Source organism: Streptomyces sp. NPDC001231, assembly GCF_042896885.1.
Classification (GTDB): Bacteria; Actinomycetota; Actinomycetes; order Streptomycetales; family Streptomycetaceae; genus Streptomyces.
Genome location: NZ_JBIAXS010000019.1, coordinates 16,446 through 36,282 on the forward strand (window position 1 = coordinate 16,446; position 19,837 = coordinate 36,282).

The window sequence follows — 19,837 nt, forward strand, 5'->3', positions numbered from 1 at the left end:
GCCCGCCGGGCAGCCCCACAGAACGCCTCCCGAACCCTGTTGTCGAGGCGGCTGGGCAAGATCACTGAGTGCCCGAGGACGCTCTCTCATCCCAAGGCCGCCAGAAGCGCGCGCTCCGTGTCCGTGGCGAGTCCGGCGCGGCGTGACCGGTGGAGTCCCTGCTCGCGTTCCCAGCGCAGAGTGTCGGCAAGGAGGTCGGTGCGGGAACGGTGACGCAGGCCCGCGGCGGTGGCGGCGGACGCGTCGCGCGCCGCCCAGCCCTCTCATCCCGGTTCGACCACCCGCATGGGCAGTGAGTCGGGGCTCATGTACTCGGTCACTCCGTGCGCGAGGAGTTGTCGGGACGCGACCGTGACGACCGGTCCGGTGTACCCGCCGACGCCTCGAGACAGCTCGATCCACTCGGCGAAGGGCACAGTCGGGCCAACCGCGTTGTGTGTTCCCGTGATTCGGCGTTCCGCGGTGTCGAGGAGCCACGTCGCCAGGTCGCGTACGTCGATGGTCTGCGTCGGTGCCTTCGGGGTGTGTCGGGGACGAGCAGCGGCGCCCGCGGGGCACGGGCGGCGCGGGCGACTCAGTAGCGCCCCGCGGATCCTCGTGCCCGGCGCGGTGCCCACGCTCGAGCCGGCCGACACCGATCCGGCGCCCGCGGCCGTGCCCGCCGGACGGTGCGCACCCGGGCTGCGGGCGGCTGGCCCGGCAGTGGTTGTGGTCGGTGGTAGTTGTCGTGGACGTTCCGGACGGCGGGAGCGTCCGCCCGTTGTTGTTCGAGGGCTCGGTCACCCGCAGCCGCTCCCGCCGCCGCACTGGGCGGTCGGTCGGTGGAGACCGGCGCCGTCGTGTGGTCAGCCCGCCGACTCGGCCGCGTGCGGGCTGAGGACACCGGCCATGACGAGCCCGATGATGACGATGCCGAGGGCGATCCGGTACCAGACGAACGGCATGAAGCTCTTGGTGGAGATGTACTTCATGAACCAGGCGATGACGGCGTATCCGGAGACGAAGGCGACCCCCGTGGCGAACAGCGTCGGCCCCCACGCCACGTGGTCGCTCTCCATCGCGTCCTTCAACTCGAAGACGCCGGAGGCGAGTACGGCGGGAATGGCCAGCAGGAAGGAGTAACGGGCCGCCGCCTCGCGCCGGTAGCCCATGAACAGCCCGCCGCTGATGGTGGCGCCCGAGCGGGAGACGCCCGGGATCAGGGCCATGGCCTGGCAACAGCCGTAGATGAGGCCGTCCTTGACGCCCAGGTCCTGCAGCACCTTGCCCTGCTTGGGCGCCCGGTGCCGGCCGCCCTTCTCGTCGCGCGCGGCCAGCCGGTCGGCGACACCGATGACCACGCCGACGACGACCAGCATGGTCGCGGTCACCCGCAGATCGCGGAACGGCCCCTCGATCTGGTCCTTGAGGGTCAGCCCGAGCACGCCGATGGGTATGGATCCGACGATCACCAGCCAGCCCATGCGGGCGTCCGGATCGCGGCGCATCGCCCTGCTCCCCAGCGAACGGGTCCAGGCCGACAGGATCCGGCCGATGTCCTTGCGGAAGTAGATCAGCACCGCCGCCTCCGTGCCGATCTGGGTGATCGCCGTGAAGGCGGCGCCGGGGTCCTGCCATCCGGAGAAGGCCGCCGTCAGCCGCAGATGCGCGCTGGAGGAGACGGGGAGGAATTCGGTCAGCCCCTGGACGAGTCCGAGGATGAGGGATTCAAGCCAAGACATGGAGGTACGGAGTCCAAGGGCCGATCGGGCAAGGGCGATGGACACACCGGTCCGCCGTGCTTGGTGATCGGGTGCGCCGCGGGGCACGGTAGCGCCCGCAGGTGACGGGACTGCGAACAGCGGCTTCACAAATCGCCACGCGCTCCTGACGACACGGTGGGTGCGGACGTCCGGACGCGTGCCGGGGAAGCCCGAACCGGCTCGCGCGCAGCGGCTCTCCACCGAAGACCTCATCCGGATCGGAGACACCCTGGACGCACTGTTCGACACCGAGGCAGGGGGCATGCACACGACTTGACGAGTGAGGCGCCTGAGGTGTCCATCCCGCCGCACTCGACCTGGTGAGGGGTCGGAGGTGTCGCTGTGCCGCCCCGCTTCGATGCCCGGTAGGGGCCCGGGTCTGAGAGCGGGTGGCTCGGCCCCCTGTGTCCAGGTGTAGACGCGCGGGAGAGGGCGGACTACCGTTGCGTGCTGATCATCCACGGCCGAGGGGAGACGCCCGTGCAGCCGTCGTCGGCCCCCGCCGAGCCGGGCGGCTCCGGCACACGCAAGTCGCCGGACTCGCGACGGCACCCCGCGCGGGCCCGCGGTGCACTGCGCGCGGTGACGACGGTGCACGCCGCGGCCCTGTTCACCCAGGCCGTCCTCGCCGGGCGGTTCCTGTCCGGCGACTACGACATGCTCACCGCGCATGCGGTCAACGCCAACGTCATCGTCGCCGTCGGCCTCGTGCAGGTCGTGGTGGCGTTGCTGTACTGGCGCCCGGGCCGCGGTCCGGGCCGGCCGGCCGCGGTCAGCGCCGTGCTGCTCGTGGCCGAGGCCGGGCAGGCCGTTCTCGGCTACCAGCGGACCCTGGGGGTACACGTCCCGCTGGGTGTGACGCTCATCGCCGCCGGACTGCTGCTCCTGGTCCAGGTGTGGCGTCCCCTGCCCCCGGGCCCCGTCCCGGCCTCGAACGGTGACGCCCGGTCGGAGTCCGGGAGAGTTCCGCCGCCCGGCACGTCCCCGGAGGCGCCGCCGCCCGGCACGTCCCCGGAGGCGCCGCCGCCCGGCACGTCCCCGGAGGCGCCGCGGCCCGCGCAAGAGGTCGCATGAAGCCGGCGATACCGCGCCGCCGCCTCCTCGGCGCCCTGGGCGGCGCGGCCGCCCTGGCGGCGGTGGGCACACAGATCCCGCGGCTGGCCGCCCACGTCCAGACCGGGGAACTGCTGCGCAGCCTGCTGCCGCTGCCCACCCCGTACCAGGTGCCGCTGCCGGTACCGCCGGTGCTGACCCCGCGCCAGGACGCCACCACCGACTACTACGAGGTGACGCAGAAGGCCGCCACCCAGGAGATCCTGCCCGGCCACACCACCGCGATCTGGGGATACGAGGGGACCTTCCCCGGGCCCACCCTCGTCTCCCGCAGCGGCCGGCGGACCGTGGTCCGCCACCACAACGCGCTTCCTGTGCCCGCCGTCGTGCACCTGCACGGCGGCCGCACCCCGCCGGCCAGCGACGGCTACCCCACCGACCTGATCGTGCCCGACGGGTTCACCGGCCCGCTCCCGCACCACGACCACCGGGCCAACCTGGCCCACGGCTCACGCGTCTACGAGTACCCCCTCCAGCAACGGGCCGCCACGCTCTGGTATCACGACCATCGCATGGACTTCACCGGCGCCTCCGTCTGGCGCGGACTGGCCGGATTTCATCTCGTGCACGACGACGAGGAGGAGGCCCTGCCCCTGCCGCGCGGGGACCGGGACATCCCCCTCATGATCACCGACCGGGCCTTCGAAGCCGACGGCTCCTTCCGCTACCCCGCGACCGACCCGACCCTGCTGCACACCCCGGGCGTGCAGCCGGACTACGTCGAAGGGGTCCTGGGCGACGTGATCCTGGTCAACGGCGCGCCGTGGCCGGTCCTGGAAGTCGACGCCGCCCGATACCGGCTGCGCATCCTCAATGCCTCCAACGCACGCCGCTACCGGTTGGAGTTGGACCCCCAGCCCGCGGGCGGCGGCGCCCTGGTGCAGATCGGCTCCGACGGCGGCCTGCTGGCGTCCCCGAGAGCGCACGACGCGATCGTACTGGCGCCCGGGGAACGCTTCGACGTCGTCGTCGACTTCTCCCGCTACCGGGTCGGCGAGGAGGTCACCCTGGCCAACCGGCTCGGCAGCGGCACCACCGCCGCGGTCATGCGCTTCCGGATCGCCCGGCGCGCCACCGACGACAGCACCGTGCCCGCACGACTGTCGGACATCGAGCGCCTGGACCCGGCGCGCGCGACGGCGACCCGCACCTTCGCCTTCCGCGACCAGGGCGACGAGGGCTGGACGATCAACGGCCGGCCCTTCGACCCGATGCGAGCCGACGCCACGCCCCGGCTGGGCGCCCTGGAGGTCTGGCGGTTCACCAGCGACTTCCACCACCCGGTCCACCTGCACCTGGTGCACTTCCAGGTGCTCTCCCGCAACGGCGAGGCCCCCGGCCCCTACGACGCGGGCTGGAAGGACACCGTCGACCTGAGCCCGGGCGAGGCGGTTTCGGTCATCACCAGATTCACCGGCTACCGGGGGCGTTTCGTCTTCCACTGCCACAACCTGGAGCACGAGGACATGGCGATGATGGCCAACTTCGAAGTCGTCCCGCCAGTACCGTGACCGCATAGGTTCACCGGCATGCCGGGGGATGAGTCTTGAGGGCCGGGTCGCCTGCTGCCGCGTGTGCCTCGGGTTGCTGCTCGGCGCGATCGTGTGCGCGACGCTCAGCGCTCCATTCCCAGGGCAGCGTCGAGGCCGAGTCTCTTGGTCCGCTCGAACGAAGCCGTCAAGCCGCCGCGGGAAGTGGGGGTACGCCCCGGCGGATGCCCACTTCCCGCCGCGGATGCAGCCGCGCTCGCGGCGCTGGGCGGCCTGGACGGCGGTTGATCCAGGCGCGGGCCGACGGTGAACCACCGGCGCCGGAAGCCCAGAGCGGCAGGCCGAGCTACATGTTGGTTGGTTCGCCACCACTTGTTACAGAGCGGAACCCCATTTATGAGGATCACCTTCGGTGCCGCGGTGCGCGCCGCTCCCGGGGCGGTTGAGTTTCGCAGCCGGGCGACCCTCTTGTGGCCGCCTGTCAGAGGGCGTGGTCGCCCTCCAGCGCCAGCCTCGGCAGACGGCGGGACAACGGGGCCGGCAGCCACCACGCCCGAGTGCCGAATAGCTGCATGGCGGCCGGGACGATCAGGCAACGGATGATCAGCGCGTCCAGGAGGACAGCCGTCGCCAGGCCCAGGCCGAACTGCTGGAGCATGCGGCTCGGGCTGAGCATGAAGGCCGCAAAGACGACGATCATGATGCTTGCGGCCGCGGTGATGACCTTGCCGGTCGCGGCCAGGCCTTCGCAGACGGCGTGGGCGTGGTCCCGGGTGCGTACCCACTCCTCGTGGATGCGGGAGACGAGGAACACCTCGTAGTCCATGGAGAGGCCGAAGACGATTGCGAAGATCATCACGGGGATGAAGGCCTCGACCGGTCCCGGCTGCGCGCCGAACCAGCCGTGCTGGAAGACCAGGGTGATCACGCCCAGGGCGGCGGAGATGGACAGGAGGTTCAGGACGGCGGCCTTGAGGGGGATCAGGAGCGACCTGAAGACCGTCATCAGCAGGAGTGACGACAGGCCCACCACGATGGCGATGAAAAGTGGCATGCGGGCCGAGACCCTGTCGGCGAAGTCCTGCGCGGCCGCCGTCGAACCGCCGACCAGGAAGTCCGCGCCGGTGCGCTTCTCCAGCGGCGGCAGTACGTGGTCGCGCAGTTCGTGGACGAGGTCGGTGGTGCCCTTGTCCTGTGGCGCGGTCGTGGGGAACACCAGGACCGTGGACAGGGAGCCGTCGGCGGACGGGATCGGCGGGGTCGTTGCCGCCACGCCGTCGGTTGTGGCGAGGGCCGAGCGCAGCTGAGCGCCCGCCGCCTGGTCGCCCTTGCCCACGACGACCAGCGGGCCGTTGAAACCGGGGCCGAAGCCCTCCGCCAGCAGGTCGTAGGCCTGCCGACTGGTGGACGAGGCAGGGTCGTTGCCCGCGTCGGCGAAGCCGAGGCGCAGGCCGAGCGCAGGCGCGGACAGGGCCAGCAGTGCCGCGGTGGCGGCCAGCAGGGCGGGCAGCGGCCGGTGCTGTACGGCCCGGGCCAGGGCACGCCAACGGCAACCCGTCACCCTCCCCTTGGCCTGCGCCTTGGCCGCGTGCCGCAGCACCTGGCGCCTGATGCGCCCGCCGAACACCGCCAGCAGTGCCGGCAGCAGGGTGAGTGATGCCGCCATGGTGACGAGGACGGTCAGCGCGACGGCGAGCGCCACGCCCTGCAGCGCGCCCAGTCCCAGGGCCACGAGGCCGAGCAGCGCGATGATGACGGTGCAGCCGGCGAAGAAGACGGTACGACCGGCGGCGTCCATCGCCCGACGCGTGGCCGTGGATGCATCGGCGCCGTCCGTGATCTCGTGGCGGTAGCGGTAGAAGATCAGCAGCGCGTAGTCGACGCCGACCGCGAGGCCGACCAGCATCATCACCGGCGGGGTGAAGTCGGCGACCGTGAACACGTGCGAGGCCAGCACGATCAGGCCGATCGCGCCGCCCACCGCGAACAGCGCCGTGACCAGGGGTAGCGCGGCGGCCGCCAGCGAGCCGAAGAGCAGCACGAGCACCACCAGCGCGGCGATCAGCCCCGCGCCCTCGGCGGCCCCGCTCTTCTGCTCCTGTGCCGCGCGCACCGCCGCACCGCCGAGCTCCACCCTCAGGCCACTCTTCCCGGACTGTTCTGCGGACTTCGCTGTATCGATGATCCTCACGATGTCCGGCTTCGGTACGTCCTGCGCCTTGCCGGCGAGCGTCACGGTGGCATATCCGATGGTGCCGTGCCGGGACATGGCGGCCGTGTCCGCGTACGGGCTGCGGACTGTGGCGACGCCTGGCAGGCCGCGGACCTCGTTCAGCATCGACTCGACGCGGGGCCGGACGCCGGTGGCCCGCAGCCCGGTCTCGTCCTTGAAGACGATTTGTACGCTGTCGCCGGCTTGTGCCGAGCCATGCTTCTTCAACAGATCGGTGGCGGCCTGGGAGTCGGTGCCGGGCAGCAGGAAGTCGTTGTGGTATGTACTGCCGGCCGCCCGTGTGCCGGCAGTGATCACGGCGACCACGGCCACCCACAGGAGCAGAGCGGCCCAGCGGTGGCGCTGTGACCAGAAGGCCAGGCGGGCGAAGACCCCGCCGTGGCCCGGGGCTGCCGGGGTGACGGCGGTCTCGGGCGTCGGGGGCATGCGGACCCCGGTTGTGGGAGGGGTGTTGGTGGCGATGTCGTCGCCGCTTGCGGGTGATGTGTTCATGCGCCGATCGTGGAGTGGGCGTATGCCCGGGTACGTCCGCCCGGGGTGGACACCTCGCATACCTCAGCGGTTGTGGGTTCGGGTGGGCGCGTACGACTCCGGTTGTCCCGTCCGTGGGAGTCGGAGCTCGGCGGGCCGTCCTTCGTGGTCCGGGTGTGGTCAGTCGGTCAGCCAGCCGGGGCTGACCAGCCCGGACTCGTAGGCGAGCACGACCAGTTGCGCCCGGTCCCGTACGTACAGCTTGGTCATGATGCGGCTGACGTGGGTCTTGGCCGTGGCGGGGCTGAGGATCAGGCGGGCGGCGATCTCGTCGTTGCTCAGGCCGGCCGCGACCAGCTGCATGACCTCCCGCTCCCGCTCGGTGAGCGCGTTGAGCCGGGGGCCGGGATTCGGTGTCCTGACCCGGCCTGCGAACTCGGCGATCAGCCGGCGGGTGACGGACGGACTGATCAGCGCGTCGCCGCGGGCGGCCACCCGCACGGCGTGGATCAGTTCCTCCGGCTCGGTGTCCTTGAGTAGAAAGCCGGTGACGCCGGCGCGCAGCGCGCCGTAGACGTAGTCGTCCAGGTCGAAGGTGGTCAGGATGACGACGCGGACGTCCGCGAGCCGCTCGTCGGCAGCGATCCGCCGGGCGGCCTCGATGCCGTCGGTGCCGGGCATCCGGATGTCCAGCAGGGCCACATCGGGGCGCAGCGTGCGGCAGGCGGTGACGGCCTCGTCGCCGTCGGCTGCCTCGCCGACAACCGTGATGTCGTCCTCGTCCTCCAGGATGGAGCGGAAACCGGCGCGGACGAGTCGCTGGTCGTCGGCGAGCAGCACCTTGATCATGGTTGTCTACCTGCTCCGTTCTCGCGTGGCACCTGTGGACCGTCCGGGCGGCCTGGAACGCACGGACCGTAGGGAATCCGGGCTTGCACGGCGAATCCGCCGCCCGGCCGGGGCCCCGCGGTGAGCTCACCCCCCAGGGCGCGGGCGCGCTCGCGCATGCCGCGCAGGCCACTGCCGGTTGAGGGGGCCGTGGTACCGGTGTCGCCGTGCGCTGCCGTGCCGTTCCCGTCGTTCTCGACCTCCACCAGGAGATCGCGGTCACCGTAGCGCAGCCGTACGGTGACCGCCGTGGCGTGGGCGTGCCGGGCGACGTTGGTCAGCGACTCCTGCGTGACGCGGTACGCCGCCAGGTCCACCTCGGTGGACAGCGGCCGCTCAGCGCCCTCAGTCTGCGTCCGTACGGCGAGCCCGGCCCGCTCCGCCGCCCGGACCAGTTCGGCCAGCCGGGCCAGCCCGCCCGTGGGGGCCAGCGGCGCCGCCTCGTCGGCCTGGCGCAACACGCCGAGGGTAGCCCGCAGTTCGCGCAGTGCCACCTTGCTGCTGTCCTTGACCGCGGCCAGGGCCTCTTCGGACTGGGCCGCGGCGCTCGACGGGTCCTTTCTGAGGCGGTGCAGGGCGGCGCCCGCCTGAACGTTGATGAGTGAGATGTGGTGGCCGATGACGTCGTGCAGTTCGCGGGCGATGCGCAGTCGCTCCTCGGTGGCGGCACGCCGCTCGACCTCGCGGGCGTGGGCGAGGCGGCTGTAGCGCACGAATCCGAGCGCGACGACGGCGACGAGCCAGCCGGACAGCAGGAAGACGGCGATGCCGGTCAGGTCCTTGCTGCCCAGGACGCTGACCGTGCCCACGCCGAACACGACGACCGAGACGAGCGCGACGGCGGCGCGCATGCGGCCCGTCGCGGCGACGGTGTACAGCGCGACGATCAGGGCGATCATCAGGGGGCCGTCGAAGTGCAGCGAGTAGTAGGTGCCGGTGAGCACGAGCACCGTCCAACCCACCGCAACGGGGTGGCGCCTGCGGAAGTACAGCACCCCGCAAGACATAACGAGGAGCGGAGCGGCCAGCACGAGCACCAGGCCGCTCCGCTCGTGCTCGCCCCGGAACGACTGGACGGATCCCAGCACCACCACGGTGAGCACCGCTCCGGCCAACGCCAGATCGGCAGCCCGGCCGTGCGGCAACCGCGGTCCGCGCCGCCGGCTCGGGGCGGGGTCGAAGGCCATACGGCCAGAGTAGGGGCGGTACGGGAGTGGCGCGCCCATCGCGCAGCGGCATCCGGCAGCGCCGGGGCGCAACTCCGGGGGGACGGTAGCGGGCGGGAACGCAACTGGTGGAGCACGGCACAGGATGCCGATCCCCTGTTCGCCGCCCCTCAGCCCCGGGACAGGATCGACACGCTGTCACATTTGAGTGAACGTCTCTCCACCGCCTGGGAGTCGGGGATTTGCGGCACGGGCCTGTTCGGGATGGCGAAGACGCTGGGCGACCCTCCCAAGCGCTCTTCGGGCTCGGGCCCTCGTCAGGAGCAAGACTGACGGCGCCCCGGTCGCCGCAAGCGTTCGCCAGGCTCATTCACCGGCGTTTTGCTCTGCCCCGCCCAAGCGGGACTGACTCGTTGTCCGCCCTGTGCGGCAGCCTGGGCGCAGTACCGTGAGCTGCCCTGTCACGGAGCCAGGCAAGGAATGCGATGACGAAGAGCCCTTCGACGAGCAAAGAAAGTACGCCGTAAGGCGGCTCTCAGCCGGGTTCGTGGTAGCCGTCCGGCAGACCGGCGGTGCGCGACAGCAGAAAGTCGGTGATCATGCCGCGGCTGACGAGTGCCCCGGTCAGCCAAGCGGCCACGGTACGTTTCATGAGGACGAGCGCCAGAGCGACGGCAAGCATGACGGCGCTGCCTACGGCGAACAGGACGCCGATGTAGAACTTTTCCTCAAGGTGATCAGGAATGAGGAGTGTGTGCAGCACCGTGTTGGCGACAGCACAGCATGCTCCGAGTCCTCTCAGGGAGGCTTCGGCTGCATTGGTGGAGTTCATCGCGCCTCCAGCCGTTCACGTGCATGGAGCACAAGGCCTCGGGGGAAGCCTCGGCAGCGGAAAGCCGGAGCGGGACCTCGGCTCACCGCTCGCAGACGGTATCCGTCCCCGGGGTGCCTCCAGCCGCGTCCTCGCCGCGCAGTTCGACGCAGCATGAGCCTGGACGAATAACGAACACCGCGATGGGGGCGCGCCCGCGATGAGTGCGCCCCCTTGGATTCCCACGGCGACCGCTACTAGCGCACGATGATCACGACGGGTCCGCCGTCGAACCGGTGGCCGAAGCGGAACCCACCATGGTCGAACCCGTGGTCGAAGCGGAACCCGTGATCGAAGCGGTGATCGAAGCGGAACCCGTGGTCGAAGCGGAACCCGCCGTGGTCGAAGCAGCGCCAGTCGTTGCCGAAGCACCGGCTGGTGGTCACATGGGTGTGCACGGCAGGCGCTGCTGCTGCGGCCGTGCCTGCAGCACCCATCGCAGCGCCGCCGGCCATCAGAACGGCGGCTGACGTCGCGACGAGACGCCTAGAGCCTTTTACGCGCATGATGAATGCACTCATCCCTCTGCCGCGTCGGCCCGATTGGCCGGGCCGGCGCGGTCTTGGAGGCACGAAATGAATGACCGCCGCCGCGAAGGCGCGGCACGGTCGTGGGCGTCGCCCCGCGCGTTCGAGGAGCAAGTCTCGCATCCAAGATCCCCACTACGCGGGAACGAGTCGACCAGGGACGTATCTCCACATTGCACCGGTACTTCGGTTACGCAAGCGGCGCCTTTTGGGATTGCCGTTTTGGCGGATACCCGTGTGGCGGGGCCTGCCGGAACCGTACGGCCCGGCCGGGGGGGTGGACGTGCGGTCACTAATGCGAGGCGGCGGCCTGAGGCGGGGCGTCGTGTCGGCGGGCCCACAGGCCGTATCCGAGGTCGGTGGTGATGAGAGTGAGGGCGGCCGCGGCGCCGAGGGCAAGGCCGGCGGTGACGTCGGTTGCCGAGTGGACGCCCAGGTAGACGCGGCTGGCGGCGACCAGGAGCGCTGCTGAGACCGGCTGTAGACGTATCGGCGACGCTCACGCTCCACCTCACCCGGCGTGGGTAAGCATCGGCCCCTATGTCGCCGCGAGGTCCCGTAGGAGTGGTCCGGAGGCGAGCAGGGGGCTGGCGGGACTTCGCCGAAGTCCGGGACGAGCTGGTCGAGTGGCTGGGCGCGCGGGCCTGGACGAACGGGGACGGGCGCGAAGGCGCTGTTCGACCCGGCGGTGGGGTGGTTGCGCGAGCAGCGCACTCGCTTCGAGACGGCAGGCACAGCCGGCCGGGACACCACCGAGGCCGTCGCCGGTGCGATCACCGGCACCCTGGAATGTCCGCAGAGCCTCGCGCCGGGCCGCCACGACGACGTCCGCCGCTCGCGGCGCGCAACTGCACGTCGACCAGTGCCGACATATTGTCGACCAGCTCCGGGCGGCCTGGCCCAGGGCACGTCTGGGAGGGCGTGCGCTTCACGACGTTCCGGCCCGGTTGAGTGACCGCTGTGGTCAGCGGGAGGCGTCGGCCGCTGACGGGGGCTCGGCCGCCCGGCAAGCCGGGCAGATGATCTGCGCATGTTTCCCGTATCGCCGGGTCAGCCCCTGGCAGCGCGGGCAGTAACCGACCTCTTCAGGTGTGCACCCCAGCAGGCGTGCAGCGGCCGTCCGGTCGGTCGCCGGGTCGATGCGCTGAGCCATCTCGTCCACATGTACGAACATATCCAGCCATACCGGAGACCCGCATGCGCAGCTACGCCGCTTGCGCGAAATCGAATGCCCAGCTCAGTGTCACCGGTCCCAGGTAGGCGGCGGCCGGCGTGCCGACCACACCGGCCGCCCGTGCCGTGGCCCCCGATGCGGCCCGGATACGCACGTGGCCGCGGGGCACGCTGCGAACCGCGGACTCCGTGCGGCGCTCACCGGATCACCTGCGGGGCGGCGTCCTCGACCACGACGCCGTTCCGGAAGGCGACGTGATTCTTGATCTTGCGGGCAAGCGGGCCGGGATGCGGGTAGGACCAGGCGGCGTCCCGGTTGGTGTGCCCGGCGACGGTCACCGTGTAGTAGCGGGCGAGCCCCTTCCAGAAGCACAGCGACCTGGTCCGGCTCTCGGTGAAGTACGCGCGATGGAGCGACTCGGGCGGGAAGTAGTGGTTGCCCTCCACCACGACCGTCCGTTCGGCCTCCGCGAGCACGGTGCCGTTCCATACAGCGCGCATCATGACCGGCCACCTCCGACGAGATCCTTGGGCTCCGTACCGCGACGCCAGAGCGCCGACCACCGGCCCAACGGTGACCGCTCCTACACTCCCCCGCCCGTGCCGGCAGCCGCTCGCAGGGCCTGCCGGAGCTGGTCGACCCCGGGCGCACCAGCCAAGCCACGCGGGGTGCGATAGATCCGGCAAGCCACCGACGGCGAGGAGCCCGGCTCGGCGAACGGGTCGCGACCGTCGATCAGGATCGTCGGGGAGCCGGTGAAACCCGACCGTTCGGCATCAGCCTGATCCGTGATCACCCTGGTGGTGAAGGTTTCGCCGGACAGCCCGGCGCCGTCCAGGGCCTCCCGCAGCTGCTCCTCGGCAAGCCGCTGGTGGGGGCATCCTGGCACCACGAGAACCTCGATCTCCATACCTCCAGGATCGCGCATCATGTTTCGGACCACGTACCCGCCCAGCGCTCAGGCGGAGGTGGTCACGTCGACGGTGGCCGACGGCTGAACGGGGAGCGCCGGCCTTCCCGACGCCGCGCAAGTGTTCGCGCACGTGGAAGGATGAGGCCCTGTGGTCACGGGTGCCGTTCGGGGAGAGGCTGCGGGCCGAGCTGGGTTCACCTTGTCGGACCCGGAGGCTGGGCAGCGGTCCGCGACGTCGCGCGGCCCCTCGGCGGACACCAACTCGGCCTGGACCGCCCCGTAGGACGCGGCGCCACCGATGTGCAGCACCTCGTACGGGGCGATGACATCGAGCGGGTCGAAGCCGTCGAACAGGACGATCTGAACGTGCGTGGGTGGTTCCCTCGTGTGCGACAGGTCCCGGTCCGCGCCGGGATCGCCACCGATGCCAGTCAGCCGCACATCCGCCTCCCAGTGGCATTCATGACGGGTGTCAACGGGATGGCGCCAGGCCGTGTGAGGTGGTGCTGCAGTGCGCCTGACGTGATGGTCACACGTATCGACGGTGGCGGGAATGCGACGGCACGGTATGTTCTCGCCATGCACACCATCGCCGTCCTGGCGCTGGATCAGGTGATCCCCTTCGACCTGTCCACGCCGATCGAGGTCTTCTCCCGTACGCGGCTTCCCGACGGGCGCCCCGGTTACCAGGTCCGGGTGTGCGCCGAGCGCCCCGAGGTCGACGCCGGCACGTTCACCCTCCGCGCGCACCGCGCACTCGACGGACTCAAGGGCGCGGACACGGTCATCGTGCCGGGCACGGCCACCCCCACCGCACCGCTCACGCCCGCGGTCCGCGACGCGCTGCTGGCGGCCGCCGCGGACGGCACCCGGATCGCGTCCATCTGCGCGGGCACCTTCCCGCTGGCCGCCACCGGACTCCTCGACGGGCTGCGCGCCACCACGCACTGGATCGCGGCGGACCTGCTGGCCGCACTGCATCCGAAGGTGACGGTCGACCCCGACGTGCTGTACGTCGACAACGGTCAGATCCTCACCTCCGCGGGCGCCGCCGCAGGCCTCGACCTGTGTCTGCACATGATCCGCGGCGACTACGGCTCGGCGGTGGCCGCCGACGCGGCGCGGCTCTCCGTCATGCCGCTCGAACGGGAGGGCGGGCAGGCGCAGTTCATCGTCCACGACCACGCGCCCACACCTCAGGGATCCTCCTTCGAGCCCCTGCTCACCTGGCTCCAGGACAACCTGGGCCGGAACCTGACCCTCGCCGACATGGCCGCGCACGCAGGCGTCAGCACCCGCACCCTCATGCGCCGCTTCCGCGAGCAGACCGGCACCACCCCGCTGCAATGGCTGCACCGGGCGCGCATCCGGCAGGCCCAGCACCTCCTGGAGACCACACGGCACCCGGTGGAACGGATCGCGGGACAGGTCGGATTCGGCTCGCCCACGGCGTTCCGCGACCGCTTCAAGCGGACGACGGGCGTCAGCCCACAGGCGTACCGCCGCACCTTCAGTTGAACTGGTCCTGCCGGGCCCGCGGCCACGCGCGTGGTGGGACCGCATCCGCGCCTCCACCCAGGTCCTGGAATAGCCGCCGACCCGCCCGCGTTGCCGCGCACATGACGACGAATGCGCCGCGGCCCGAGGTGCTGCGATACACCGCCTTCTCCAGCGCCCCCGACGGCGGAAACCCCGCCGGCGTCGTTCTGGACGCCACCGCCCTGGACGACGGCGACATGCTGGCCATCGCCACCGACCTCGGATACTCGGAGTCCGCGTTCCTGACCGCGCCCCCGGAGGGCCTCGGCGGCCAGGAGGGGTGGGCGTACGGCATCCGTTACTTCAGTCCCAAGGCCGAGGTGCCGTTCTGCGGGCACGCCACCATCGCGACCGCCGTCGCGCTCGCCGAACGGATGGGCCCCGGGGAACTGGTGTTCGCGACGCGCGCCGGCATCGTGCCGGTGGAGGTGGCGGAGGAGGGCGGGACGGTCAGGGCGACCCTCACCAGTGTCGAGCCGCATATCGAGGACATCGCCCGCACCGACCTGACTGAGGCGCTCGCGGCCCTCGGCTGGCCGGCCGCCGATCTCGACCCGGCCTTCCCGCCCCGCATCGCGTTCGCCGGCGCCCGCCACCTCGTACTCGCGGCGGCGACTCGCACGCGCCTGGCGGACCTCGCGTACGACTTCGCACGCCTCGAAGCCCTGATGCACCGCTTGGACCTGACGACGGTCCAGTTGGTGTGGCGGGAGTCGGCCACCGTCTTCCATGTCCGTGACCCGTTCCCCGTCGGCGGCGTCGTCGAGGACCCCGCTACCGGCGCCGCGGCCGCCGCGTTCGGTGCGTACGCCCGTCAGCTCGGCCTGGTCCCCGAGGACGCCGTACTGACCCTGCATCAGGGCGAGGACATGGGCCGCCCCGGCGAACTCACGGTGACGCTGCGCGCGGGTGACCCGCGCGTCCGGGTCAGCGGCACGGGAGCGCGCATCGGCTAGTCGGTCCTGGACGACCAGGCGGCGGCGCCCCTGCTGGTGACGGCGGTGCGGGCGGACTCGTCGACCTGGAGCGTGAAGACGTCGGGGCGCGCGTAGTGGCCGGTGGGATCGAAGTCGAAGCGGGCGCGGGTGAGGTCGTCGAGGTCGAGTTCGGCGGTCAGGATCCCCTCGCTGTCGCGCAGCGGGCCGGCGAGGACCTCGCCGAGTGGCGAGACGATGACGGAGCCGCCGCCGATCAGGACGGTGTCGGGGGCGTCGCCCTGGACGGGGTGGAGGTCGGCGGGCAGGGCCTCGCGGCGCAGGTACTGGTTGGCGCTGAGGACGAAGCAGCGGCCCTCCAGGGCGATGTGCCGCATGCTGGCCTGCCAGGCGTCGCGGTCATCCACGGTCGGCGCGCACCACAGGTCGATGCCCTTGGCGTACATGGCCGTACGGAACAGCGGCATGTAGTTCTCCCAGCAGATGGCCGCGCCGAGGCGGGCGGTGCCGGTGTCGAAGACCGGGAGGGTGGAACCGTCGCCCTGGCCCCACAGGTAGCGTTCGGCGGCGGTCGGCATGAGCTTGCGGTGCAGGCCCAGGTAGCCGTCGGGGCCGAAGAAGAGGGCGACGCAGTAGAGGGTGCCGCCCTGGCGTTCGACGGCGCCGACGACGGCGTGGCAGCCGAGGTCCCAGGTGAGGGCGGCCAGGGTGTCGGTCTCGGGGCCGGGGACGTCGATGGCGGCGGCGTGGTAGCGGCGGAACAGTTCGCGGCCGGCCGGGGTGCGGCTGCCGACGGTGATGTCGAAGTCCAGGCCCTTGGGATAGCCGCCGAGGAACGCCTCGGGCAGGACGACGACCTCTGCGCCTCGGTCGCTGACGGCCTCCCGGATGAGTTCCGTGGCGCGGTTCAGCGCGGCCTGTGTGTCGAACAGCGGGGCGGCCGCCTGGACGACGGCAGCGGTCACGGTACGACGGGACTCGGGGGCCGCGGCAGCGGCAGGGGGCAGCGAAGTCATGGCACCGAGACTAGGAATCCCCCGAATCATCGAGCAAGGCAGTGAGGGATGACGGGGGCTGACATGGCGGGTTGCGCATCACCGCCGGCCAGGCCGCAGGGCAGCTCGCCCAAGGATTCGTCCATGGTGACGATCAGGTGGGCGTCGCGCATCAGCTGATCGGCGGTGGTCACGCCTCTGCCTCCGGGTAGTCGTCCAGGATGGCGAGCGCCGCGGCGGTCGCGGCGACCGGGTCGCCGGCCCGCACGGCTTCGAACAGTGCCGTGTGGAACGGGTCGTCGCCGGCGTCGTCCATGCACTGGTTGGCCTTGACTGACCGGGCGTGCTCTTCGGCCACGGTGGCGGAAGAGCACGCCCGGTCACGGGGCAGGGCCTGGGGCGCCCTGACAAGATTTCTCCGGTCGTCCTGTCGATTCTCCCCGCGGCCATTCGTCATATCCGCGCAACCAACCCCAGGCACGAGGAGCGTCCCGTGAAGTACCTGCTGCTGATCAACACCCTGTCGCCCGACTCCACCGAAGAGCGACCGGCCGAAGGACCGACCGTGGAAGAGTTCATGGCGTTCGACAAGGCCGTCTCCGACGCCGGCGTCAAACTGGACGGCAACGCCCTGGACGTCTCGAACGCGACCACCGTACGCGTCCGCGTGAACGGTGAGCGCGTCGTGACCGACGGGCCGTTCGCCGAGACCCGGGAGATCGTCGGCGGCTATTACCTGATCGATGTTCCCGACCTCGACGCGGCGCTCGACTGGGCGGCCCGGTGCCCCGGGGCCCGGTACGGCACCGTCGAGGTCCGCACGGTCTGGGAGCCGGATCAGTCGTGAACGAGTGGCGAGCGGCCCGCTCCGTGGAGGCGGTGTTCCGCGAGGACCGGAGCCGGCTGCTCGCCCTGCTCGCGGCACGGTTCGGAGATCTCGACCTCGCCGAGGAGACCGCCTCCGACGCGATCGAGGCCGCGCTGGAGCGGTGGCCGGTCGACGGAGTGCCGGACAAGCCACTGGCCTGGTTGCTCACCACGGCACGCCGCAAGGCCATCGACCGGATCCGGCGCGATCGCGCGTACGCGGAGCGGCTGGCGGTGCTCCAGGTGGAGAGCGACCGGGCCGCCGTCACGGTCCCCGCCGAGCCCGGCTTCGACGACATCCCCGACGAGCGGCTGCAACTGTTCTTCACCTGCTGCCACCCCGCTCTCTCTCCGGAGGCACAGACGGCGCTGACGCTGCGTTTTCTCGCCGGCCTGACCACACCCGAGGTCGCCCGGGCATTCCTGGTACCCACCGCGACGATGGCCCAGCGCATCGTGCGCGCGAAACGCAAGATCCGCAGTGCGCGCATCCCGTTCCGCGTTCCGGGGCCGGACGAACTGCCCGCGCGGCTGCCCAGCATGCTCCGGGTCGTCTACCTCGTCTTCACCGAGGGGTACGCCGCCAGCTCCGGCAACGACCTCGTCCGCCCCGATCTGGCCGACGAAGCCATCCGGCTCGCCCGTATCCTGCACCGGCTGCTCCCCGGGGAACGAGAGGTGACGGGGCTGCTCGCGCTGCTCCTCCTCACCGACGCCCGGCGCGCGGCCAGGACCGACGCCGCAGGAGACCAGGTGCTGCTCGAAGACCAGGACCGCGCTCTGTGGGACACCGGCCTCATCGCCGAAGGGCGGCGGCTCGTCGTACCGGCCCTGACGGGTCCCGGTGTCGGACCGTACGCGGTGCAAGCGGCGATCGCGGCACTGCACGACGAGGCGGCCGGCTTCGAGACGACCGACTGGCCGCAGATCGTCGCGCTCTACGACGTGCTGCTTCAGATCGAGCCATTCCCGCTGGTCGCGCTGAACCGGGCCGTGGCCGTCGCCATGCGCGACGGCCCCGAGGCGGGGCTTGCCCTGCTGGACGCCCTCACCGAGGCCGGGGAACTGCGCGGCTACCACCTGCTTCCCGCGGCGCGGGCCGACCTGCTGAGAAGGCTGGGCCGCACCACCGAGGCGGCCGCTGCCTACCGGGCCGCCCTCGGCCTCGTCGGCAACGAACCGGAACGCGCCATGCTCGCCCGCAGACTCGCGGAACTCTCCGAACGGTGACGGGCCGGCCCGGTGACGGCTCACAGCAGGCACAGGCGCGTCGCACCGGGCATCGCCGCTTCGAGCTCGTACGGATCGGACAGGGCCGGGTCGACGGCGTCCTGGACGGTGGCGTCGAGCGGCGGAACCGGCGTCGGCGCCGGGCAGGAGCCGAACTATAGACGCGCGACGAAAGGACCGGCAAGGTCAACTGGGTCCCGCCGAAATCCCGTTCCTCCGCCGCCCTCCTCGCGTCAGCGCGCTCGCCTCGCCGGATGGCCGCTCACGCGCAGGCGCCCGGCGTGCGGGGCGTACCGGGCCTCGACCGTGCCGCCATAAAAGGCAGATGATCACAATGCGGCAGCAACAAGCCAGGACAGGTCGCCGATCACTTGACTACCGGGCGTCACACGCGGTTGGCTCCGGCTCAACGAGAGCCACCCGCCCGGTCGTACGTCCGTCGGCCCTCCGCCCCAGTCCCTCCCCCCGTTTGCTACATGCTCGGCTGCACAGTGAGGTGCCGCACCCTCATGAAGACTCCTCCTTCGCACAAGTACCGCAGATCCGCCCCCGGCACCGCGCTGACGGCCGCCGTCGCCGCCTGCCTGCTCATGGCCGGCTGCTCCGGCTCCGGAGACTCGCAGTCCGGGTCGGGCGCGAGGGTATCCGGTGGGTCGGGGCTCAAGGTCGCCATGGTCACCCATGGGGCCGAGGGAGACGCCTTCTGGCAACTGGTCCGCAAGGGCGCCGAGGTGGCCGCGGCCAAGGACGGCGTCGAGCTGACCTACGCGAGTGACGCCGATGCCGCCGGGCAGGCGAAGTTGGTGCGGGACGCGATCCGGGAGGGGGCCGACGGCATCGCGCTGACGCTGGCCAAGCCGGATGCGATGAAGGGGCCGATCGCGGAGGCCAAGGCGGCGGGCATACCCGTGGTCGGGCTCAACTCCGGTATCGGGTCCTGGCGTTCCAGCGGTGTGCTGCAGTACTTCGGCCAGGACGACAGCGTCGCGGGCCGGGCCGTCGGGGACAAGCTGGACGCCCTGGGGGCCAAGCACGCCCTGTGCGTCATCCACGAGCGCGGCAACATCGCGCTGGAGGCACGCTGCGCCGGTGTGAAGAAGGCCTTCGGCGGCAGGACCGACATGCTCTACAGCGACGGCACCGACATGGACGCCCTGACCGAGTCGGTCGCGGCCCGGCTGCGGTTGGACCACGACATCGACGAAGTGGTCACCAATGGAGCACAGTTCGCGCTGGCTGCGGTCAAGTCCGTGCACAAGGCGGGCAGCAGGGCGCACGTCGCCACCTTCGACCTGAACAAGGATCTGGTCAAGGCGGTTCAGGACGGAGATGTGCAGTTCGCGGTGGATCAGCAGCCCTACCTCCAGGGCTATCTGGCCGTGGACGCGCTCTGGCTCTACAGGTCCAACGGCAATGTGAGCGGTGGCGGCGTCGCTCCGGTGCTCACCGGTCCCGCCTTCGTGACCAAGACGAACGTCGCGTCGGTGGCGAAGCTGGCCGCCGACGGCACGCGCTGAGGACATGCCGTGTACGGGGCGCCGGTGACATGACGACACGGTCCTTCTCCGTCCGCCCGTCACCTGCGCGGACGGCGTCCCCCGCGTCTCCCGGCCCGTACCGGACGCGCCGTCACCCCGCCCGCTCGTTCCCCCCTTCCCCATCTTCCCGCAGATCGCTCTAGGA

19 protein-coding genes and 1 pseudogene are annotated in these 19,837 nt (G+C 71.2%); 7 read left to right on the top strand and 13 right to left on the bottom strand.

The window, feature by feature from the left end:
• Positions 1-86: 86 nt before the first annotated feature.
• Both ACFY3J_RS22805 and ACFY3J_RS22810 read right to left on the bottom strand, forming a co-directional pair.
• Positions 87-574: pseudogene (locus ACFY3J_RS22805) on the bottom strand (oxidoreductase); the annotation flags it as partial.
• A gap of 271 nt (positions 575-845) precedes the next feature.
• The gene (locus ACFY3J_RS22810; protein WP_384183851.1) at positions 846-1,721 is read right to left on the bottom strand and encodes an undecaprenyl-diphosphate phosphatase; all 876 of its coding nucleotides are present in this window, start codon (positions 1,719-1,721) and stop codon (positions 846-848) included.
• 501 nt (positions 1,722-2,222) lie between these two features.
• Here ACFY3J_RS22810 and ACFY3J_RS22815 point away from each other — a divergent pair.
• Together ACFY3J_RS22815 and ACFY3J_RS22820 are read left to right on the top strand one after the other, a co-directional pair.
• Positions 2,223-2,816 carry a hypothetical protein gene (locus ACFY3J_RS22815; RefSeq protein WP_390841641.1) on the top strand — a complete coding sequence of 198 codons (594 nt, stop codon included), beginning with the start codon at positions 2,223-2,225 and terminating at the stop codon, positions 2,814-2,816.
• On the top strand, positions 2,813-4,366 hold the full coding sequence (locus ACFY3J_RS22820) for a multicopper oxidase family protein (protein WP_390841642.1): 1,554 nt from the start codon (positions 2,813-2,815) through the stop codon (positions 4,364-4,366). Before ACFY3J_RS22815 ends, ACFY3J_RS22820 begins: the two co-directional genes overlap by 4 nt.
• A 460-nt stretch (positions 4,367-4,826) precedes the next feature.
• On the opposite strand, the gene ACFY3J_RS22825 is transcribed toward ACFY3J_RS22820, so the two are convergent.
• From ACFY3J_RS22825 to ACFY3J_RS22860, 8 genes are all read right to left on the bottom strand, one after another.
• The gene (locus ACFY3J_RS22825; RefSeq protein WP_390841683.1) at positions 4,827-7,004 is read right to left on the bottom strand and encodes an MMPL family transporter; all 2,178 of its coding nucleotides are present in this window, start codon (positions 7,002-7,004) and stop codon (positions 4,827-4,829) included.
• A 225-nt stretch (positions 7,005-7,229) separates the two neighbouring features.
• On the bottom strand, positions 7,230-7,898 hold the full coding sequence (locus tag ACFY3J_RS22830) for a response regulator (RefSeq protein WP_390841643.1): 669 nt from the start codon (positions 7,896-7,898) through the stop codon (positions 7,230-7,232).
• Positions 7,895-9,124, bottom strand: a complete 1,230-nt coding sequence (locus tag ACFY3J_RS22835) for a sensor histidine kinase (protein WP_390841644.1) — start codon at positions 9,122-9,124, stop codon at positions 7,895-7,897. Before ACFY3J_RS22835 ends, ACFY3J_RS22830 begins: the two co-directional genes overlap by 4 nt.
• 514 nt (positions 9,125-9,638) lie before the next feature.
• Complete coding sequence (locus ACFY3J_RS22840) at positions 9,639-9,935, bottom strand: hypothetical protein (RefSeq protein WP_390841645.1); 297 nt, start codon at positions 9,933-9,935, stop codon at positions 9,639-9,641.
• A 236-nt stretch (positions 9,936-10,171) separates the two neighbouring features.
• A complete protein-coding gene (locus tag ACFY3J_RS22845; protein ID WP_384183866.1) occupies positions 10,172-10,495 on the bottom strand; it encodes a hypothetical protein in 324 nt (107 codons plus the stop codon).
• 298 nt (positions 10,496-10,793) lie between these two features.
• Positions 10,794-10,991: a phosphatase PAP2 family protein gene (locus tag ACFY3J_RS22850; RefSeq protein WP_390841684.1), complete on the bottom strand. Its 198-nt coding sequence runs from the start codon at positions 10,989-10,991 to the stop codon at positions 10,794-10,796.
• Between the two features lie 881 nt (positions 10,992-11,872).
• Positions 11,873-12,178, bottom strand: a complete 306-nt coding sequence (locus ACFY3J_RS22855) for a DUF427 domain-containing protein (RefSeq protein WP_390841646.1) — start codon at positions 12,176-12,178, stop codon at positions 11,873-11,875.
• Between the two features lie 80 nt (positions 12,179-12,258).
• Positions 12,259-12,585 carry a DsbA family protein gene (locus tag ACFY3J_RS22860; RefSeq protein ID WP_384183871.1) on the bottom strand — a complete coding sequence of 109 codons (327 nt, stop codon included), beginning with the start codon at positions 12,583-12,585 and terminating at the stop codon, positions 12,259-12,261.
• A 582-nt stretch (positions 12,586-13,167) separates the two neighbouring features.
• On the opposite strand from ACFY3J_RS22860, the gene ACFY3J_RS22865 reads away from it, so the two are divergent.
• Positions 13,168-14,106: a GlxA family transcriptional regulator gene (locus tag ACFY3J_RS22865; protein WP_390841647.1), complete on the top strand. Its 939-nt coding sequence runs from the start codon at positions 13,168-13,170 to the stop codon at positions 14,104-14,106.
• A 101-nt stretch (positions 14,107-14,207) separates the two neighbouring features.
• A complete protein-coding gene (locus ACFY3J_RS22870; RefSeq protein WP_390841648.1) occupies positions 14,208-15,083 on the top strand; it encodes a PhzF family phenazine biosynthesis protein in 876 nt (291 codons plus the stop codon).
• Here ACFY3J_RS22870 and ACFY3J_RS22875 read toward each other — a convergent pair.
• The 3 genes from ACFY3J_RS22875 to ACFY3J_RS22885 are packed head-to-tail and all read right to left on the bottom strand — an operon-like array spanning position 15,080 to position 16,415.
• Positions 15,080-16,078, bottom strand: a complete 999-nt coding sequence (locus ACFY3J_RS22875; protein ID WP_390841649.1) for a nitrilase-related carbon-nitrogen hydrolase — start codon at positions 16,076-16,078, stop codon at positions 15,080-15,082. The two genes, ACFY3J_RS22870 and ACFY3J_RS22875, sit on opposite strands and share 4 nt — an antisense overlap.
• 26 nt (positions 16,079-16,104) lie before the next feature.
• Positions 16,105-16,251, bottom strand: a complete 147-nt coding sequence (locus ACFY3J_RS22880) for a hypothetical protein (protein WP_384183881.1) — start codon at positions 16,249-16,251, stop codon at positions 16,105-16,107.
• Positions 16,248-16,415, bottom strand: coding sequence for a hypothetical protein (locus ACFY3J_RS22885; protein ID WP_384183884.1), 168 nt, complete (start codon positions 16,413-16,415; stop codon positions 16,248-16,250). The genes ACFY3J_RS22880 and ACFY3J_RS22885 overlap by 4 nt, the downstream gene beginning before the upstream one ends.
• Positions 16,416-16,550: 135 nt before the next feature.
• On the opposite strand from ACFY3J_RS22885, the gene ACFY3J_RS22890 reads away from it, so the two are divergent.
• The 3 genes from ACFY3J_RS22890 to ACFY3J_RS22900 all read left to right on the top strand — a co-directional run bounded on the left by ACFY3J_RS22890 (position 16,551) and on the right by ACFY3J_RS22900 (position 19,671).
• Positions 16,551-16,904: a YciI family protein gene (locus ACFY3J_RS22890; RefSeq protein WP_376541747.1), complete on the top strand. Its 354-nt coding sequence runs from the start codon at positions 16,551-16,553 to the stop codon at positions 16,902-16,904.
• Positions 16,901-18,154 (top strand): RNA polymerase sigma factor, encoded by a 1,254-nt coding sequence (locus ACFY3J_RS22895; protein ID WP_384183887.1) that lies wholly within the window; start codon positions 16,901-16,903, stop codon positions 18,152-18,154. Before ACFY3J_RS22890 ends, ACFY3J_RS22895 begins: the two co-directional genes overlap by 4 nt.
• Before the next feature lie 509 nt (positions 18,155-18,663).
• Positions 18,664-19,671 (top strand): substrate-binding domain-containing protein, encoded by a 1,008-nt coding sequence (locus ACFY3J_RS22900; protein ID WP_390841650.1) that lies wholly within the window; start codon positions 18,664-18,666, stop codon positions 19,669-19,671.
• Positions 19,672-19,837 lie beyond the last annotated feature (166 nt).

Excerpts from the sequence above, each read along its gene's own strand:
- ACFY3J_RS22810 (WP_384183851.1), bottom strand. The coding sequence starts at position 1,721 with ATGTCTTGGCTTGAATCCCTCATCCTCGGACTCGTCCAGGGGCTGACC.
- ACFY3J_RS22820 (WP_390841642.1), top strand. The coding sequence starts at position 2,813 with ATGAAGCCGGCGATACCGCGCCGCCGCCTCCTCGGCGCCCTGGGCGGC.
- ACFY3J_RS22825 (WP_390841683.1), bottom strand. The coding sequence starts at position 7,004 with ATGCCCCCGACGCCCGAGACCGCCGTCACCCCGGCAGCCCCGGGCCAC.
- ACFY3J_RS22830 (WP_390841643.1), bottom strand. The coding sequence starts at position 7,898 with ATGATCAAGGTGCTGCTCGCCGACGACCAGCGACTCGTCCGCGCCGGT.
- ACFY3J_RS22835 (WP_390841644.1), bottom strand. The coding sequence starts at position 9,124 with ATGGCCTTCGACCCCGCCCCGAGCCGGCGGCGCGGACCGCGGTTGCCG.
- ACFY3J_RS22840 (WP_390841645.1), bottom strand. The coding sequence starts at position 9,935 with ATGAACTCCACCAATGCAGCCGAAGCCTCCCTGAGAGGACTCGGAGCA.
- ACFY3J_RS22845 (WP_384183866.1), bottom strand. The coding sequence starts at position 10,495 with ATGAGTGCATTCATCATGCGCGTAAAAGGCTCTAGGCGTCTCGTCGCG.
- ACFY3J_RS22855 (WP_390841646.1), bottom strand. The coding sequence starts at position 12,178 with ATGATGCGCGCTGTATGGAACGGCACCGTGCTCGCGGAGGCCGAACGG.
- ACFY3J_RS22860 (WP_384183871.1), bottom strand. The coding sequence starts at position 12,585 with ATGGAGATCGAGGTTCTCGTGGTGCCAGGATGCCCCCACCAGCGGCTT.
- ACFY3J_RS22865 (WP_390841647.1), top strand. The coding sequence starts at position 13,168 with ATGCACACCATCGCCGTCCTGGCGCTGGATCAGGTGATCCCCTTCGAC.
- ACFY3J_RS22870 (WP_390841648.1), top strand. The coding sequence starts at position 14,208 with ATGACGACGAATGCGCCGCGGCCCGAGGTGCTGCGATACACCGCCTTC.
- ACFY3J_RS22875 (WP_390841649.1), bottom strand. The coding sequence starts at position 16,078 with ATGACTTCGCTGCCCCCTGCCGCTGCCGCGGCCCCCGAGTCCCGTCGT.
- ACFY3J_RS22900 (WP_390841650.1), top strand. The coding sequence starts at position 18,664 with ATGAAGACTCCTCCTTCGCACAAGTACCGCAGATCCGCCCCCGGCACC.